Raw genomic sequence first — 16,190 nt, 5'->3', positions numbered from 1 at the left:
TTCCGTCATGAGCAGCAACGCGGCACCCGGCACCAGCAACACCCCATCGGAAGTGATGATGGGGCTGATCCTGATGTTCATCTCGGTGCTGCTGTCGCCCATCATCGACATCTTCTCCAAGCTTGCTATCAGCACGGTCCCCTCAGCCCAGATCACCGCGGCGCGCTTCGGCGTGCAGGCGCTCTGCATGCTGCCCATCGTGCTCTGGCGTCACAACCTCACCGAGATCACCTGGAAGCAGAGCTTCTTCCACGCCATCCGCGGTGCCATCATCACCGTCTCGATGATCTCCTTCGTAACCACGCTGAAATACATGGCGGTTGCCGATGCCATCGCCATCTTCTTCGTCGAGCCGATCATCCTGACGATCCTGAGCAGCATCTTCCTCAAGGAAAAGATCGGCTGGCGCCGCTATACGGCCTGCGGCGTCGGCTTCTTCGGAGCAATCCTCATCATTCAGCCGAGCTTCCAGGAAGTCGGCTATGTCGCACTTCTGCCGGTCGTCAGCGCGGTCTGCATCGCCATCTCCGCGATGATGAACCGGGCGCTGGCGCAGCGCGAGGATCCCTGGGCCATGCAGTTCCACATGGGCCTCTGGGGCCTGCTCATCTGCGCCATCCTGCTCTATCTCGGCCAGGGCAGCGGCTCCGACTTGCTCGATCCCGTGATCCCCGACACGCGCGCCTGGCTCTATCTGCTGGGCGTCGGCGTCTCCGCCGCGATCGCCGGCATCTTCGGCGTCTATGCCTACCGCTCGGCGCCCGCCTCGACGCTCGCCCCGCTGCAATATTTCGAGATCGTCTCCGCCACGGCCTTCGCTTGGCTGGTCTTCGGCGATTTCCCGGATGCGCTGAAATGGCTCGGCATATTCATCATCATGGGCTCCGGCTTCTACATCATCTGGCGCGAGCGGCGCTTTGCATCCAAGCCCGTATCCGATACATCTGAGGAGACGCGGGCACCCTGATCTGATCGTGGGAGGAACATGACGCAGACCCAGCCAAACAAAGCGCCGCTCACAGGCGTTCGTGTCATCGAGCTCGCGCGGGTGCTCGCCGGCCCCTGGGCCGGCCAGATGCTGGCCGATCTCGGCGCCGACGTGATCAAGGTCGAAAACCCCGATGGCGGCGACGATACGAGGCACTGGGGTCCCCCCTTCGTCGAAGGTGCCGATGGCGAGAACCTCTCGGCCGCCTATTACCACGCCGCCAACCGCGGCAAGCGCTCGATAACGGCCGATCTGCGTAGCGAAGAGGGCCAGGTGCTGGTTCGCCGGCTCGTCGCCACGGCCGATGTCGTCATCGAAAACTTCAAGCTCGGCGGCCTCGTCAAATACGGGTTGGATTACGAAAGCCTGCGCCAGATCAATCCCAAGCTCGTCTATTGCTCGATCACCGGCTTCGGCCAGACGGGCCCCTATGCAGGCCTCGCCGGCTACGATTACATCGTCCAGGGCATGTCGGGCTTCATGTCGATCACGGGCGAGCCTGATGGACAGCCGATGAAGGCGGGCGTTGCCATCGCCGATATCTTCACCGGCATCTACGCGGTCTCGGCGATCGAGGCAGCCCTCATCCACGCGCTGAAGACGGGCGAAGGCCAGCTGGTCGACATGGCGCTGCTCGATGTCCAGTCGGCGGTGCTGGCCAACCAGAACATGAACTACCTCATATCCGGCCGCCCGCCGACACGCCTCGGCAACGCCCATCCCAACATCTCGCCCTACGAGGTCGTCCCCACATCAGATGGCTACCTCATCCTCGCCATCGGCAATGACGGCCAGTTCCGCCGCCTATGCACCATCCTCGGCCTCGAAGGAGTGGCCGACGACGAACGCTTCGCCACCAACAAGGCCCGCGTCGCCAATCGCGACGAGGTGAGACGGCTGGTCTCGACCGAAACGCTGAAGTGGGCAAAGGCCGATCTTCTTGCTGCCTGCGAGGCGAACGCGGTCCCCTCGGGCGCGATCAACACCATCGAGGACATGTTCAACGATCCGCAGATCGTCGCGCGCGGCCTGCGCGTTGATCTCGAGGATAGGGCCGGCACCGTCATTCCCGGTGTCAGGACGCCGGTCGTCCTGTCGCGGACGCCGCTCAACTATGAAAGGCCCAGTCCGAGACTGGGAGAGCACCAGGAGGAGGTGCTCGCGGAACTCATCCAATGGGAGGGGAACAAATGAAACGGACAGGCGGAGAGCTGATCGTCGAGGCATTGAAGGCAAATGGGGTGAAACGCCTCTCCTGCGTTCCCGGCGAGAGTTTCCTCGCCGTGCTCGACGCGCTTTACGACAGCGACATCGAGGTCATCGTCTGCCGCCAGGAGGGCGGCGCCGCGATGATGGCCGACACCTGGGGCCGCCTCACCGGCGAGCCCGGCATCTGCATGGTCACCCGCGGCCCCGGCGCCACCAACGCCACGGCGGGACTTCACATCGCCAAACAGGATTCGATCCCGATGATCCTCTTCATCGGCCAGGTCCAGCGCGATGCCCGCGAGCGTGAGGCCTTCCAGGAGGTCGAGTTCCGCCGCGCGCTCACCGAATACGCCAAGTGGGTGGGCGAGATCGACGACGCAGCCCGCATCCCCGAATTCGTCACCCGCGCCTTCGCGCTCGCCACCTCCGGCCGCCCCGGGCCTGTCGTGTTGTCACTGCCCGAGGACATGTTGCGCGATATGGTCGAGGCGCCGCGCGCCAGGCGCTATTCCCGCGTCGAAGCCCATCCCGGCCGCAGCCAGGTCGACGACTTCTATCTGCGCCTGTTGAAAGCCGAGCGCCCCATGGTCATCCTCGGCGGCTCGCGCTGGGATGCCGATGCGGTAGCCGACTTCAAGACCTTCGCCGAACGCTTCAAGCTGCCGGTCGGCTGCTCCTTTCGCCGCCAGATGCTGTTCGATCATCTGCATCCCGGCTATGCCGGCGATATCGGCGTCGGCATCAACCCGGAACTGGCGCGGGAGATCAAGGAGAGCGATCTGCTGATCCTGCTCGGATGCCGCATGTCGGAAATGCCGTCCTCGGGCTATACGCTGATCGATATCCCCTACCCGCAGCAGCAGCTCGTCCACATCCATCCTGACCCGTCCGAGCTCGGCCGTATCTATCGCCCGGATCTCGCCATATCAGCCAGCCCACAGGATTTCGTCGCAGCGCTCGCCGATCTCGAAGCACCCACGCAAGCGCGATGGGCAGAGCGCACGGAGCGCATGCATCAAGTCTATCTCGCCTGGTCGACACCGCCGCAGACAGGACCGGGCGAAGTCCACATGGGCCCGATCATGGCGTGGATCGAAGAGAATACGCGGCCGGACGCCATCTTCACCAACGGCGCCGGCAATTATGCGACTTGGCAGCACCGCTACCACCGCTTCCGGCAGTTCAACACGCAGGCGGCCCCGACATCCGGCTCCATGGGCTACAGCGTCCCCTCAGCCGTCGCTGCCAAGGCGCTGTTTCCGGATCGCGAAGTGATCTGCTTTGCCGGCGACGGCTGCTTCCTCATGCATGGCCAGGAATTCGCCACCGCCATCCGCTACAAGCTGCCGTTCATCACGCTTGTCATCAACAACGGCATGTACGGCACGATCCGCATGCATCAGGAGCGCGAATATCCCGGCCGCGTCAGCGGCACCGGCCTCACCAATCCCGATTTCGCGGCGCTTGCCCGCGCCTATGGCGGCCACGGCGAGACGGTGGAAAAGACCGAGGACTTCGCCCCCGCCTTCGAACGTGCCCGCGAAAGCGGCCTGCCCGCGATCATCGATATAAAGCTCGACCCCGAGGCGATCACCCCGACGCGCACGCTCTCGGAAATCGCGCAAACAAAAAGCCGGTGAGACCGTGAGCTGTCCCCGGCGCTGGAGATATCCAGCGTCCGGGCCAGCTCACATCCTCACCGGCTCTCAAACCGCAATGGAAACGATCTTAGATCGCGGCCGTGACGATGAACTCGACCTTGTACTTCGGCGCAGCCAGCTTGGCTTCGCTGGTGGCGCGAGCCGGCGTGTTGGCCGGGTCGACCCAAGCTTCCCAGGCAGCGTTCATTTCAGCGAAGTCCGAGATGTCGGAGAGGTAGATCAGCGTCTGCAGGATCTTCGACTTGTCGGAGCCGGCAGCGGCCAGCAGGCGATCGACTTCGGCAAGCGCGTCCTTGCACTGGTCGGTCACGGTTGCGCCTTCGCCAACCTGGCCGGCGAGGTAAACGGTGTTGCCGTGGATGACCGCGCCGCTCATGCGGGCGCCGGCGTCGATACGCTTGATGCTCATGGTATTCTCCTTGTCATGATATGAAAGAGGCGCTGCACGCAAGCGCAGCGCCGGACTTTACAGCCCGCGCCTTGGATCAGGTGCGGATGTGATGGGTCTTCTGGTAGATCGCCGTCGAGCGGGCGCCGGAGCGGCAGTAGCCGAGCATCGGGCGCGGGAATTCGTCGAGCGCGTCGACCATGCCGGCGACCGCCTCTTCCGTCACGCCCATGGGGCCGACGGGAACATGGGCGATCTCGAGACCAAGTTCCTTGGCCCGCGCCGCGATATCGGCGAACGGCGTCTGGTCCATGCTTTCCTGGTCCGGACGATGGCAGACGATGGACTTGAAGCCCATGGCCTTGATCTCGTCGAGCTCATCGACCGTGATCTGGCCGGAAACCGAATATTCGTCGTCGATCTGGCGGATGTCCATCGCAAATACTCCTGAAATCGTGGGCTGAATGACTACGCCGCCCGATCAATGCCGTCAACCGCACAGCACGGTTGAATCGGCTTGTTGAATTGCCTGTCAAACGAAAGCAAAGCTGAGCCCGTACTCGCGGCTTTCGCCGGGCTTTAGCATGACGAATTCGCCGGCTTCCTGAAGCTCCGCGCGCGGCACCCAACGGTGCGAGACGGGCTCGATGCCGAGCACATCGGCCGGCGCCGTCTGGTTGCGCCAGACCTGCAGATGCGGCAGCGTATCGGCCTTCACGCGCACACGCAGCGTCCTGCCTGATATTGAAGCCATCGGCCCCAGACGCACTTCCGCCAGGCCATCCCGCGTTGCCGGCGCTTCCACGCAGAAGATATCGCCGCCATCCTTGCCGAAACGCCAGGGAAAGCCGCCATTCTCAAGCATCGCACCTTCAAGCCGCGTGCCCTCATCGAACCATTTGCCGCCGATGTTCATATGGTACATCAGGAACGTCGGCACGGTCTGGTCGCTGGTGTTGATCACCTTGTCCTTCAGACGCGCCTCGCCGGACTTGCCGTCGATAAACCAGTGGCGCTCGATCCGGGCCGGCAGCCCCTCGACGGTGACGATATCGATGTCGGCGCGGCATTCCGCATTGCCGTTTTCGAATTTCGTCCAGAGCACCTTGGCGGCATGGCCGGCGGCCGAGCCGTGCAGCGGAAAGACGGTACCGTCAGACCGGCCGGGGATCGGTTCGCGATGGCGGATGTGGTCTGGCCCGCAGGTAAACAGGAACCCCTGAACCGAATGCGAGATGCGCGCATCTCCGTCATCGGGAACGGCTTCCTTCGGCGCGATATCGATGCCTTCAATCACGCAGCCGCCGATATCCATCAGCGACGTCTCGTCCAGCATCAGCTTCGGCCCTGTCGCGGCTGCGAATTCCATCATGATCCCGTCTCCCCCTCAAAATGAACTTCCGTAGGGTTAGGCGGCACCCGCTGTTTCGTCAATCCAAGGTGTCGCCACCGCCAACGAGATTTTGATTGGAACCAGCTGGCCCTCTCAAATGTTTATGAGTAAAGGGAAATTTATTGGTTTTTTCATTTTTTGTTCAGCACGATTTCATAAATTCCACACTAGCGTCAAAATTCGCGGGTGTGTGTCGCAAAGTCACTGAAGGATACGAAGACGTGAATCGCTTTCTGAAATCGGCATTATCTGGGACCGTTATCGTGCTGGCCTTGTCGGCAGCGGTTCAAGACGCGTCCGCGCAACAATACCGCCGCCAGGGCAGCGTCGTCTTCGTCACGCCGAACGGCGAGATCCTCGATTACATGCCTCAAGGCAGCGGCTACACGCGCGATCGCAGCGGCAACCGCGTGCTGGTCGACGGCTACGGCAACATTATCGCCACAGAGGCGCGTTCGCGCGGCTACTATCCGCCGCCGCCCTCGCGCCAGGTCTATGGCCGCGATGCCTACAACAACGATCCCTATTACAGCGAAGACCAGTACGGCGACACGCGCTATTCCGAGCGCGGTGCCGTCACGGGCGCCATCCCGCGCGAGGCGTCGATCGATCGCCAGCAGCTGGACCAGCCCTATCCGCAGAACGACGGCGACTACGCATCAATCGATCCTGACCAGCAGCAGCCGCAGGCCACGCAGCCAACCCGTCCGGCCGATCCCGTCATCACGCTGAAGAACAAATCGAAATCCGAGATCGTCGCCCTGCAGGTCTTCCTCGACCGCGCTGGCGTTTCGCCTGGCGCCATCGACGGCCACATGGGCGCCAACGTGACCAAGGCGGTCTACGCCTATGAGCAGATGACCGGCGAGACGCTCGATCCGAACAATACCGACGCGATCCTCGAGCAGCTGCGCATGTCCGGCGGCCTGCCTGTCGTCAGCTACACCATCACGCCCGCGGACGCGGCCGGCCCCTATGTCGCCGAAATCCCCGAGGACTACGCGCACAAGTCGCAGATGACCTCGCTCGCCTTCACCTCGGTCACCGAGGCACTGGCCGAACGCTTCCACATGGACGAAGGGTTCCTGAAGGAGCTGAACGCAGGCGCCGACTTCACCGTGCCCGGCACCATCATCAAGGTGGTCAACCCCGGCGAAGTGAAGACCGGTAGCGTCGCGCGCATCATCGCCGACAAGGGCAAGAAGCAGGTCTTCGCCTATGACGCCTCCGGCAACCTGATCTCCGCCTACCCGGCCTCGATCGGCTCCACCGACACGCCCTCGCCTTCCGGCACGGTCACGGTCGAGCGCGTCGCCTTCAATCCGGGCTATACCTACAATCCGAAGATCAACTTCCAGCAGGGCGCCAACGACAAGATCCTCAACATCCCGCCTGGCCCGAACGGCCCTGTCGGCACCGTGTGGATGGCGCTGTCGAAGCCGACCTATGGCATTCATGGAACACCCGAACCGTCGAAGATCGGCCGCACCCAGAGCCACGGCTGTATCCGCCTGACCAACTGGGACGCCACCGAGCTCGCCAAGATGGTCAAGCCCGGCGTCACCGTCGAGTTCGTCGACTGATAAACGCTAGTTGTTGCGGCGCGCCTGTTCGTTGAAATAGACGAGCCGCAGCAATTCCGACTGCGAATTGACGCCTGTCTTCGCAAACACCGACTTCAGCTGGCTGCGGATGGTCTCGCGCGACCGGTTGCTCTCGATGGCGATATCGGTGATCGACGATCCGTGCAGCAGCCCCTGCATGATCTTGATCTCCGCCCTGGTCAGCCCGAACTTACCCCCGAGCCCCGGCACATCCATCGCCACGGGCTTGGCCGATGGCTCGATGATGATCGCGATGCTCGGCGCATCGAAGAATTGAATGCGCGCACTCTTCTGCAGACGGACGAGGGTAAGCTTGACGCCGTTCACATCAAGCACCTGCTGCCGCTCGCCGTCACGCCATTGCGATAGCAATCGACCGAGACACGCATTGGCGTCGGCATCGGCAAGCCAGACCTTTCCCTGCAGATCGAGCCGAACGGACCGCCCTTCGCTCAGTGCCTGCTCACCGACCGCGCTGGCCGACAGCAGCTTGCCGCCATCCCCAACCAGCAGGACACCGACGCCGATCGCGTCGAACAGCCGACCACCGAGCTCATCCGCGCTCTTCTCACCCTTTCCAGCCTCGAAATAACGCACCGCCCGGTGCAGGTGCGGCGCAAGCCGGGTGAACGTATCGGCGTAAACCCTGTTGTCCTCAGGTCCGCCGTTTGCGATCGAACTGGAGATGTTGAACATCCGGCCGTCTCGCTTGACCAGCGCCATGCCGATGGCGGTCTCGCCGCATTGCTTCCAGAAGTCGTTGTAGAACTCTGTCTTCACGAACGCTTCGCGCGGCAGCAGCTCCTCGGACAGGAAGCCGCGCCACATCGGCATCACGCTCATGGCCGGCGCCCAGGGATTTATGCTCGCGAAATGATCGGAGTAACTTTCGACCCATTCGTCGCTGAAACCCTTGTCTATATGAGACGCGCCCTCCGCCCGCGTCGGGTCGTGGTAGAACAGCGTGGTCTTGCCGCCGGGAACGATCTCGTTCCACCGGCCAAGAAACATGTCCCAGGTGGCCTCGCCGAAAATTACACCGTAGATGGTGTCGACGAGACTGTCATAGGTATCTTCAGCGACGATCATTGTTCCCCCGGCAAGCGCCCGCATCGCAGGCGAGGATACCAGTGTAAAGCTTCTGGAAACAACGAAAATTACCCTTTTCGGGTGATACCCACCCGAGGGAAAAGCAGGCAGTGATGCAGAGATACATGGTCGCGTCGAAACGAGGAGACCGACCTTGCATCAATGAAAATGCGCCCCAGCGGACCGGGGCGCATTTTCAATCACAAAATGAATGATCAGGCAGCCGAACGGATCAGCGGACCGGTCATCCGCGCCGCGGCCGGCAGTCTCACCGGCAGCTTGCGCATGATCTCCTCGGCGAAACAAAGGGCGTTTTCGCGCGCCTTGTCGAGGTTGCTGGCACGCGCCGGATCGAGCGTATGCAGCGTGCCGCCACAGTCGAATATATCGCGGAAGGCCGAACGCTCGATGATCGCGGTGTCGAGCACCGGCACCTGCCGCTGGTTGAGCAGCGTCTTCACGATCGAGAGCGCCCGTGTCGTCACCATCGAGTTGACGCGCGTCAGCACCACGGAGTGACCGATACGGATACCCGCCTTCTCGTCGAGATACTGCAGCAACTCAAGCACCTGTGCCCCGCCACGCGCATCCATGGCGCAGCCCTGGATCGGGATCAGCACGTGGTCCGAGAGACCGATCGCCGTGGCCAGCATTGGGTTGCGGGCGCCCGGCAGGTCGATGATGAAATAGTCGGTGTTGTGCTTGTTCTCGGAGATATGCTGCGGCAGCGATGCCGAGGTCACGAAATCGATCACCGAGACGTTGGGCACATGGCCGGAGATTTCGTGCCAGCGCGAAATCCAGTGCTGCGGATCGGCATCGAGGATTGTCACCCGGTAGCCCTTGCGGGCAAGCTCGGTGGCCAGCAACAGAACAGCGGTGGTCTTCCCGGCGCCGCCCTTGGTGTTTGCAAATGTGATGACTGCCATGTTCGTTCCTCGGGGGAAATGTCGCGAGCCGGGATCGCTCTGTTGCGCACATCGGATGCATCGTGCGGTTACTGCATCCTTTCCAAACATGGTTAACAATATCTAAACAATGCATCCGAAATCCCGGCCCGCATTTCTTGCAGCAGCCATCGCCACTTGAGCTGAACGCCCTGTCTCACAACGAAAAAGACCCGGAAAGCGCAGGGCTCTCCGGGCCAAATCTCAGGTCCGCATTTTGTATCAGAAGCAGTCCTTGAACAGCGCCTTGGTGTTCTCGAGCGTCATCGCGACAGGGTTTCCGCCGGCGCTCGGGTCTTCGATCGCCATCGCCGAGAGTTCATCGATTCGATCCGGCTTGATTCCCATCGCCGAAAGGCTCTCGGGCACGCCGAGTTCGGAGCGCAGCTTCAGCACGTAATCGTAAAACCCATCGAAGCCGCCTGAAATGCCGAGGTAGGCGGCCGCACGCGCGATCTTGTCTTCGATGACGGCGCGGTTGAAGCGCAGCACCGCCGGCATCACGACGGCATTGGTCATACCGTGGTGGGTGTTGTAGACGGCGCCGATCGGGTGCGACAGCGCATGGATGGCGCCGAGCCCCTTCTGGAACGCGACGGCGCCCATGGCGGCGGCCGACATCATGTTGGCGCGGGCTTCGAGATCCGTGCCTTCCTTGTAAGCGCGCGGCAGGAACTCCTTGACCAGCCGCATGCCCTCCAGCGCGATGCCGGCAGACATCGGGTGGTAGAACGGCGAGGAATAGGCTTCCAGGCAATGCGCGAAGGCATCCATGCCGGTGCCTGCGGTGATGATCTTCGGCATGCCCACAGTCAGTTCCGGATCGGCGATGACGACGCCGGGCAGGAACTTCGGATGGAAGATGATCTTCTTCACATGCGTCTCGGAATTGGTGATGACGCTGGCGCGCCCGACTTCCGAGCCGGTGCCCGCCGTCGTCGGCACGGCCACGATCGGCGCGATGCCTTCGACCGAAGCACGCGTCCACCAGTCGCCGATATCCTCGAAGTCCCATACGGGACGCGTCTGGCCGGCCATGAAGGCCACGCACTTGCCGAGATCGAGGCCCGATCCGCCGCCAAAGGCGATGACGCCGTCATGGCCGCCATCCTTGAACGCCTTGACGCCGGCCGCAAGGTTCTTCTCGTTCGGGTTCGGATCGACATCGGCGAAGATCGCCCGGCCAAGCCCGGCTGCTTCGAGAATGTCGAGCGCGTTTGATGTGATCGCCATCGACGCCAGGCCGCGATCGGTGATCAGGAGCGGCTTCTTCATGCCGAGGCTCTTGGCGGCGTCCGCCAGTTCCTTGATCCGGCCGCGGCCGAGCTTGAATGAAGTCGGGTAGCTCCAGTTGGCTGTGATATGCGCGCTCATGCTGTCACTTTCTTCAGATGGTAGGATTTCGGACGCGTCAGGTTCTGGAAGCCGATGATCGACAGCGAGCCGCCACGACCGGTTTCCTTGACGCCGGTCCAGCAAAGCGCCGGATCGAGATAGTCGGCGCGGTTCATGAACACGGTGCCGGTTTCGATCTCGCGGCCAAGCCGCCCTGCCCGCTCGGCATCCTTGGTCCAGAGCGAGGCCGTCAGCCCGTACTGGCTGTCGTTCATCAACGCCAGCGCCTCGTCGTCGCTCTTCACCTTCATGATACCGACGGCGGGACCGAAGTTCTCCTCGCGCATGAAGGCCATCGAGTGATCGACATTGACGAGGATCTGCGGCGCGAGATAGGCGCCGCCGTCATCGGCTGGGAAGAGCTTGGGATCGACCAGAGCCTTGGCACCCTTCGAGACGGCATCCGCGATCTGCTCGCGCACCACCTTGGCGAAACGCTTGTTCGCCATCGGGCCGAGCGACGTCTCGGGATCAAGGGGATTGCCGAGCTTGTAGTTCGACACCCAGGCGACCGACTTCTCGACGAAGCTGTCGTAGAGCGACTCATGCACATAGATGCGCTCGATACCGCAGCAGCACTGCCCGGAGTTATAGGTCGCGCCATCCATCAGCGTATCGACCGCCGCATCGAGATCGGCGTCTTCCATGACGTAGCCAGGATCCTTGCCGCCGAGCTCAAGGCCGAGGCCGGTGAAGGTGCCCGCCGCCGCGCGTTCCATCGAGCGCCCGCCTTCGACTGAACCGGTGAAGTTCACGAAATTGAAGCTGCCGGCCGCGATCAGCGCCGATGTCGTCTCATGGTCGAGAACGATATTCTGGAACACGTCCTCCGGAACGCCAGCTTCGACAAAGGCCTGCACCAGCCGCTCGCCGACGAGAAGCGTCTGCGAGGCGTGCTTCAAGACAACCGTATTGCCCGCCATCAGCGCCGGCGCGATCGTGTTGATCGCGGTCATGTAGGGATAGTTCCACGGCGCCACGACGAAGACGACGCCATGCGCCTCGCGCTCGATACGACGCTCGAACTTGTCGCTTTCTTCCACGACCAGCGGCGCCAGCGCATCGGCGGCGATCGAAGCGACGTAGTTGGAGCGCTCGTTGAAGCCCTTGTACTCGCCGCCATAGCGGATCGGACGCCCCATCTGCCAGGCAAGCTCGGGAACGACGACGTCGGACATCTCGTTCAGCCGCGCAGCGCCCTTCAGCACCAGTTGGACACGCTCTTCCAGCGGCCGCCGCGCCCAGGCCTTCTGCGCCTTGCGCGCCCGCGCCACGACCTCTTTGGCCGCCTCCAGCGGCAGCGCCGGACGCTCGGCGTAAACCGATCCGTCGATCGGCGATATGCATTGAATTACAGTCATTTCCAAACTCCAGTCATTAACAGGCCAGCGTGCGGACATGCCCCGCGACGCCATAGGAAAGGATCGCGCGGTCGCGCGTGATGATGGTCAGGTCGTTCTCCCGCGCCGTGGCGATCAGGATGCGGTCGATAGGGTCTTTGTGAGCGAGTTGCGGCAAGGAACAGGACGCCATGAAGATGTTCGCGGTCACCGGTTGTTCGTCGATGTCAGCTTCGAGTCTGAAGTCGTTATACCACCTCTGCGCGGTCTTCGTTTCGCTAATGCGCCCTCGTGCCAAAAGCATCGCCATCTCCCAAGCCGTCACAGCCGAAACGAAAACCGGCCTCCCGGCAGCTTTTGCACCCGCGAGCGCGGTCAACGCTCCTTCCGCCAAGGGCTCTCTCTTCGCCATCCAGATCGCGGCGCAGGTATCGAGCAGAAAAGCACTATTCATTGTACAGCTTCTCGCCCCACTCCTCGTCCCAATCCATTGGCGCGGTCAGATCGACCCCCGGCATGATGGTCAGCGTCCCCTTCATGCATCCCCAGGCGGGGTGCACCTCGATCAGCGTTCCATCCTCCAGCTCCATCCAGCGCTTGCCATCCTTGTAGATGACATCGTCCTCCGTAAACATCTTGACGGGCGGTTCCTCCGGCAAAACCGGTGCGGTGCCGCCGCTTTCATAACCCGCCTGCTTCTTCTCGGCGAAGCCGGTAGCGTCGCCACGGCGATGCGCTGCCACCTCCGCCAATGGAACGCCGAGATAATCCGCGATCTGGTCCTGTTCGTCGGCACTCATCTTCCGCTCGCCGCTCAGCATGCGCGACACGGCACTCGGATCAAGCCCCATGAAACGAGCCATGTCTCGAAGCGAAGCGTCGCGCTGTGAAAGCTTTTCGTAGAACCATGCGCTGTCGATCACACCCATGTCGATCTCCTCTGGAAACGCCGGAGCACATTAGCACAATGCGACCAACGCAACAATCAGAGCGAGTGTTGCGATTATCTCATGCCCGCTCGAATCCGCGCGCCACCTCCCAGTCCGTAATCCGCCGATCATACTCCTCCTGCTCCCATTCCGCCGCGCGTGTGTAGTGATCGATGACGTCGTCACCGAAAGCATTGCGCAGCATCTTGGACTTTGTCATGGCCGTGGTCGCGGCCCTGAGCGTACGCGGGATTTCGCGCACCTTGCGCGCGCCATAGGCGTCGCCGACGAAGGGCGCTTCCAGCTCCATCTTGTTATCGATCCCGTCGATCCCTGCCGCCAGCAATGCGGCGAAGGCGAGATAGGGGTTGAGGTCGGAGCCGCCGACGCGGCATTCGATGCGGATCGCCTTGGTGCCGTCACCGCAGAGGCGATAGCCGGCCGTGCGGTTGTCCTTGCTCCAGATCGCCTTGGTCGGCGCGAATGTCCCCGCCATGAAGCGCTTGTAGGAGTTGATGTAGGGCGCCAGGAAATAGGTGATCTCGCTGGCATGCGCGAGCAGGCCGGCGATGTAGTTTTCCATCAGGCTGGACATCCCGTACTTGCCCTTGTCGTCGGCAAAGAGCGGCGTCTTGCCATCGGCACTCCACAGCGACTGGTGGATATGCGACGAACTGCCGGCGGCATTGTAGTGCCACTTGGCGAGGAAGGTGATCGCCTTGCCCTTGGCCCAGGCGATTTCCTTGCAGCCGTTCTTGATGATCGAGTGACGGTCGGCCATCGCCAGCGCATCGGCGTAGCGCACGTTGATCTCCTCCTGGCCGGCGGAAGCCTCGCCCTTGGAGTTCTCGACGGGAATGCCGGCGCCCTGCAGCCCGGTGCGGATCGCCCGCATCACCTCTTCCTCCTTGGTGGTCTGGAAGATGTGGTAGTCCTCGTTATAGGCGCTGGCGAGCTTGAGGTTGCGATAGCCGGACGCCTGCGCGGACTCATAGGTCTGGTCGAACAGGAAGAACTCGAGCTCCGAGGCCATGAAGGCCTTCATGCCCATGTCTTCGAGCCGCTTGACCTGCTTCTTCAGGATCGCGCGCGGCGAATGCGGCACCTCCTCGTGGGTGTGATGGTCGAGCAGGTCGCAGAGCACAAGCGCTGTCCCCTCGAGCCAGGGAATGCGCCGGAGCGTCGAGAGATCCGGCTTCATCGTGTAGTCGCCGTAACCCTTTTCCCAGCTGGTCGCCTTGTAGCCGGAGACGGTCTCCATCTCCATGTCGGTGGCGACGAGATAGTTGCAGCTGTGTGTTTCCTTCCAAGCGCTTTCGACGAAGTACTCGGCCTGGAAACGCTTGCCCATAAGCCGCCCCTGCATGTCGACCTGGCATGCCAGCACGGTATCGATGCGTCCGTCGGCAACGTCCTGCTTCAGATCGTCGAGAGTATAGATGCTCATATGGACCTCCCCATAAATTTAAACTGAAATCGGGCCAACGAAACGGCATGCTCCGTGCGGCAATGCCGCGCCGGACTGCGCAGTCTAATGTCGGTCAACCGCAATGCAGGGCCGCCGGACGCGGCCCCGCTTTCTTGGAAGAGTATGTCAGCCTTCGCCGACAGCCTTTTCGGCAGCCGCGATCTCGGCCTGGCGACGAGCGACTTCCTCGCCGATCGGCGGACCCTTGAAGCGGCGGCTCTCGAAGCCGAACCACACGATCGCGGTCAGCACAAGGAAGCCGACGGTCACATAGAGCGCCGGGCCGTTCGGCGGCTGCACGCCGAGAACGAAGATCAGGATCATCGCCAGGATGGTGAGCACCGAGAACAGCTTGTACATGCCCTCGCCGATGTTCCACGGACCCATCTTGTCCCACTTCGACGTACCCCAGGCGAAGAGGCCGAGCGTGATCGGGATCGCGAAGGAGAAGAACAGGAAGATGACCGTGCAGGAGACGACGATCGTGTAAACCGGCGTGTCACCGATCGAAACGAGCGACGAGCCCCAGACGAAGAGCACCGAGAGGATCGAGCCGGTCCAGATGGCCGAAACCGGCGTGCGGTACTTCGGGCTGACCTTGGCGAGCGCCTTGGATGCCGGCAGGCCACCGTCGCGCGAGAAGGCGAAGATCATGCGCGAAACGGAGGTGACGGTCGCAAGGCCGCACAGCCACTGGCACACGAGGATCGCGAAGTAGAGGATATCCTTGACGGTCGAATTGACCTGCGTGTCCATCGCCCAGAAGAACACGTTCCAGCCCTGCTTGGCGGCGTCGTCCATGTTCGGCAGCATCAGCACGAACGAGCAAAGCATGATGTAGCCGAACAGCGCCGACCACAGCACGGAAGAGACCATGCCGCGCGGAACGGAATGGGCGGCCTTGACCGTTTCTTCCGACGTATGCGCGGAAGCATCATAGCCGGTGATCGTGTAGATCGGCAGAAGCAGACCGAGCAGGAACACCCAGGTGCCCGACGTTGCCGGCCAGACATTGCCACCCGCTTCGCCGGAGTAGTTGGCGAAGGTGAACAGGCGGCCGATCTCGTAGGACGGCGCGAAGTAAAGGCACACGGCCGACAGCGCGATCGCCGATGCGAAGATAAGGTAGCCGGAGAAATCGGTGAGCTTGGCGGTCAGGCCGATACCCATGTGGTTCACGAGCGCCTGCGCGCCGGTGATGATCACAAGGAACAGGATGCGGACCGTCGTCGTATCGGTCAGGCCGAAATAGGTCGTGCCGAAGGAGCCCATGAAGAAATAATAGGTACCGACGTTGATGGCGCCGAGAACCGTAACGAGGCCGAGCAGGTTGAACCAGGCCGTCAGCCAGCCGGTGAAGCGGTTACCGAGGATCGAACCCCAGTGATAGAGACCACCAGCCGTCGGATAGGCCGAGCTGATCTGCGCCATGGCAACGGCGAACACCAGCGAAACGAAGCAACCGATCGGCCAGCCGATGCCGATCGCGGCACCGCCCGCGCCGGCGGTTGCCTGCGCCAGCGAATTGATACCACCGGAAAGAATGCAGATGATCGAGAATGAAACGGCAAAATTCGAAAACGAGCTCATGCGCCGTTCGAGTTCCTGGGCATAGCCCATGGAATGCAGGATGTGCACATCCTGCTTCTTGTCGAGTTCCGAATAATCGGACATGACGTCCCCCTGTTTAGCCATCAACCGCGGAATTGCGGCTGATTATCCAGTGCCAAAGTGCCCGCGACGTTTTCGCCTGCGGGCGGATCGCAGTTAGACTGCTCC

Annotated in this window: 15 protein-coding genes; 4 read left to right on the top strand and 11 right to left on the bottom strand. The window is 62.2% G+C overall.

The window, feature by feature from the left end:
• Positions 1-7 precede the first annotated feature (7 nt).
• From AC1DOG_RS01755 to AC1DOG_RS01745, 3 genes are read left to right on the top strand one after another with little or no spacing between them, the layout of a single operon-like run.
• Positions 8-967, top strand: a complete 960-nt coding sequence (locus AC1DOG_RS01755) for a DMT family transporter (RefSeq protein WP_477926587.1) — start codon at positions 8-10, stop codon at positions 965-967.
• An 18-nt stretch (positions 968-985) separates the two neighbouring features.
• A complete protein-coding gene (caiB, locus tag AC1DOG_RS01750) occupies positions 986-2,182 on the top strand; it encodes a succinate--glutarate CoA-transferase (protein ID WP_477926586.1) in 1,197 nt (398 codons plus the stop codon).
• Positions 2,179-3,837: a thiamine pyrophosphate-binding protein gene (locus AC1DOG_RS01745; RefSeq protein WP_477926585.1), complete on the top strand. Its 1,659-nt coding sequence runs from the start codon at positions 2,179-2,181 to the stop codon at positions 3,835-3,837. The genes caiB and AC1DOG_RS01745 overlap by 4 nt, the downstream gene beginning before the upstream one ends.
• 88 nt (positions 3,838-3,925) lie before the next feature.
• Here AC1DOG_RS01745 and AC1DOG_RS01740 read toward each other — a convergent pair whose 3' ends face one another.
• The 3 genes from AC1DOG_RS01740 to AC1DOG_RS01730 all read right to left on the bottom strand — a co-directional run bounded on the left by AC1DOG_RS01740 (position 3,926) and on the right by AC1DOG_RS01730 (position 5,618).
• Complete coding sequence (locus tag AC1DOG_RS01740; RefSeq protein ID WP_047505852.1) at positions 3,926-4,267, bottom strand: RidA family protein; 342 nt, start codon at positions 4,265-4,267, stop codon at positions 3,926-3,928.
• 76 nt (positions 4,268-4,343) lie between these two features.
• The gene (locus tag AC1DOG_RS01735) at positions 4,344-4,682 is read right to left on the bottom strand and encodes a protein tyrosine phosphatase family protein (protein WP_018897535.1); all 339 of its coding nucleotides are present in this window, start codon (positions 4,680-4,682) and stop codon (positions 4,344-4,346) included.
• A 96-nt stretch (positions 4,683-4,778) separates the two neighbouring features.
• Positions 4,779-5,618 (bottom strand): DUF4432 family protein, encoded by an 840-nt coding sequence (locus AC1DOG_RS01730; protein WP_477926584.1) that lies wholly within the window; start codon positions 5,616-5,618, stop codon positions 4,779-4,781.
• Positions 5,619-5,860: 242 nt separating this feature from the next.
• On the opposite strand from AC1DOG_RS01730, the gene AC1DOG_RS01725 reads away from it, so the two are divergent.
• Positions 5,861-7,222, top strand: coding sequence for a L,D-transpeptidase family protein (locus AC1DOG_RS01725; protein WP_477926583.1), 1,362 nt, complete (start codon positions 5,861-5,863; stop codon positions 7,220-7,222).
• A 6-nt stretch (positions 7,223-7,228) separates the two neighbouring features.
• Here the strand turns inward: AC1DOG_RS01725 and AC1DOG_RS01720 are convergent, their stop codons facing one another.
• The 8 genes from AC1DOG_RS01720 to AC1DOG_RS01685 form a co-directional block, all read right to left on the bottom strand.
• Entirely contained in the window at positions 7,229-8,332 is a 1,104-nt protein-coding gene (locus tag AC1DOG_RS01720; RefSeq protein ID WP_477926582.1) for a helix-turn-helix transcriptional regulator, read from the bottom strand.
• A 215-nt stretch (positions 8,333-8,547) separates the two neighbouring features.
• Positions 8,548-9,261: a ParA family protein gene (locus tag AC1DOG_RS01715; protein ID WP_113010376.1), complete on the bottom strand. Its 714-nt coding sequence runs from the start codon at positions 9,259-9,261 to the stop codon at positions 8,548-8,550.
• A 240-nt stretch (positions 9,262-9,501) separates the two neighbouring features.
• Positions 9,502-10,653: an iron-containing alcohol dehydrogenase gene (locus AC1DOG_RS01710; protein ID WP_112980895.1), complete on the bottom strand. Its 1,152-nt coding sequence runs from the start codon at positions 10,651-10,653 to the stop codon at positions 9,502-9,504.
• Positions 10,650-12,035: an aldehyde dehydrogenase family protein gene (locus AC1DOG_RS01705; RefSeq protein WP_477926581.1), complete on the bottom strand. Its 1,386-nt coding sequence runs from the start codon at positions 12,033-12,035 to the stop codon at positions 10,650-10,652. The genes AC1DOG_RS01710 and AC1DOG_RS01705 overlap by 4 nt, the downstream gene beginning before the upstream one ends.
• Positions 12,036-12,051: 16 nt before the next feature.
• Positions 12,052-12,468 carry a type II toxin-antitoxin system VapC family toxin gene (locus AC1DOG_RS01700; protein ID WP_477926580.1) on the bottom strand — a complete coding sequence of 139 codons (417 nt, stop codon included), beginning with the start codon at positions 12,466-12,468 and terminating at the stop codon, positions 12,052-12,054.
• Positions 12,461-12,943, bottom strand: a complete 483-nt coding sequence (locus AC1DOG_RS01695) for a helix-turn-helix domain-containing protein (protein WP_477926579.1) — start codon at positions 12,941-12,943, stop codon at positions 12,461-12,463. Before AC1DOG_RS01695 ends, AC1DOG_RS01700 begins: the two co-directional genes overlap by 8 nt.
• A 79-nt stretch (positions 12,944-13,022) precedes the next feature.
• Positions 13,023-14,390, bottom strand: coding sequence for a glutamine synthetase family protein (locus AC1DOG_RS01690; RefSeq protein ID WP_477926578.1), 1,368 nt, complete (start codon positions 14,388-14,390; stop codon positions 13,023-13,025).
• 147 nt (positions 14,391-14,537) lie between these two features.
• On the bottom strand, positions 14,538-16,085 hold the full coding sequence (locus AC1DOG_RS01685) for an amino acid permease (RefSeq protein WP_018897525.1): 1,548 nt from the start codon (positions 16,083-16,085) through the stop codon (positions 14,538-14,540).
• Positions 16,086-16,190: the final 105 nt, after the last annotated feature.

The organism is Rhizobium sp. 01N48, from assembly GCF_056399145.1.
Note: the sequence above shows the minus strand (reverse complement) of the source record. Positions and strands in the feature narration are given on the sequence as shown.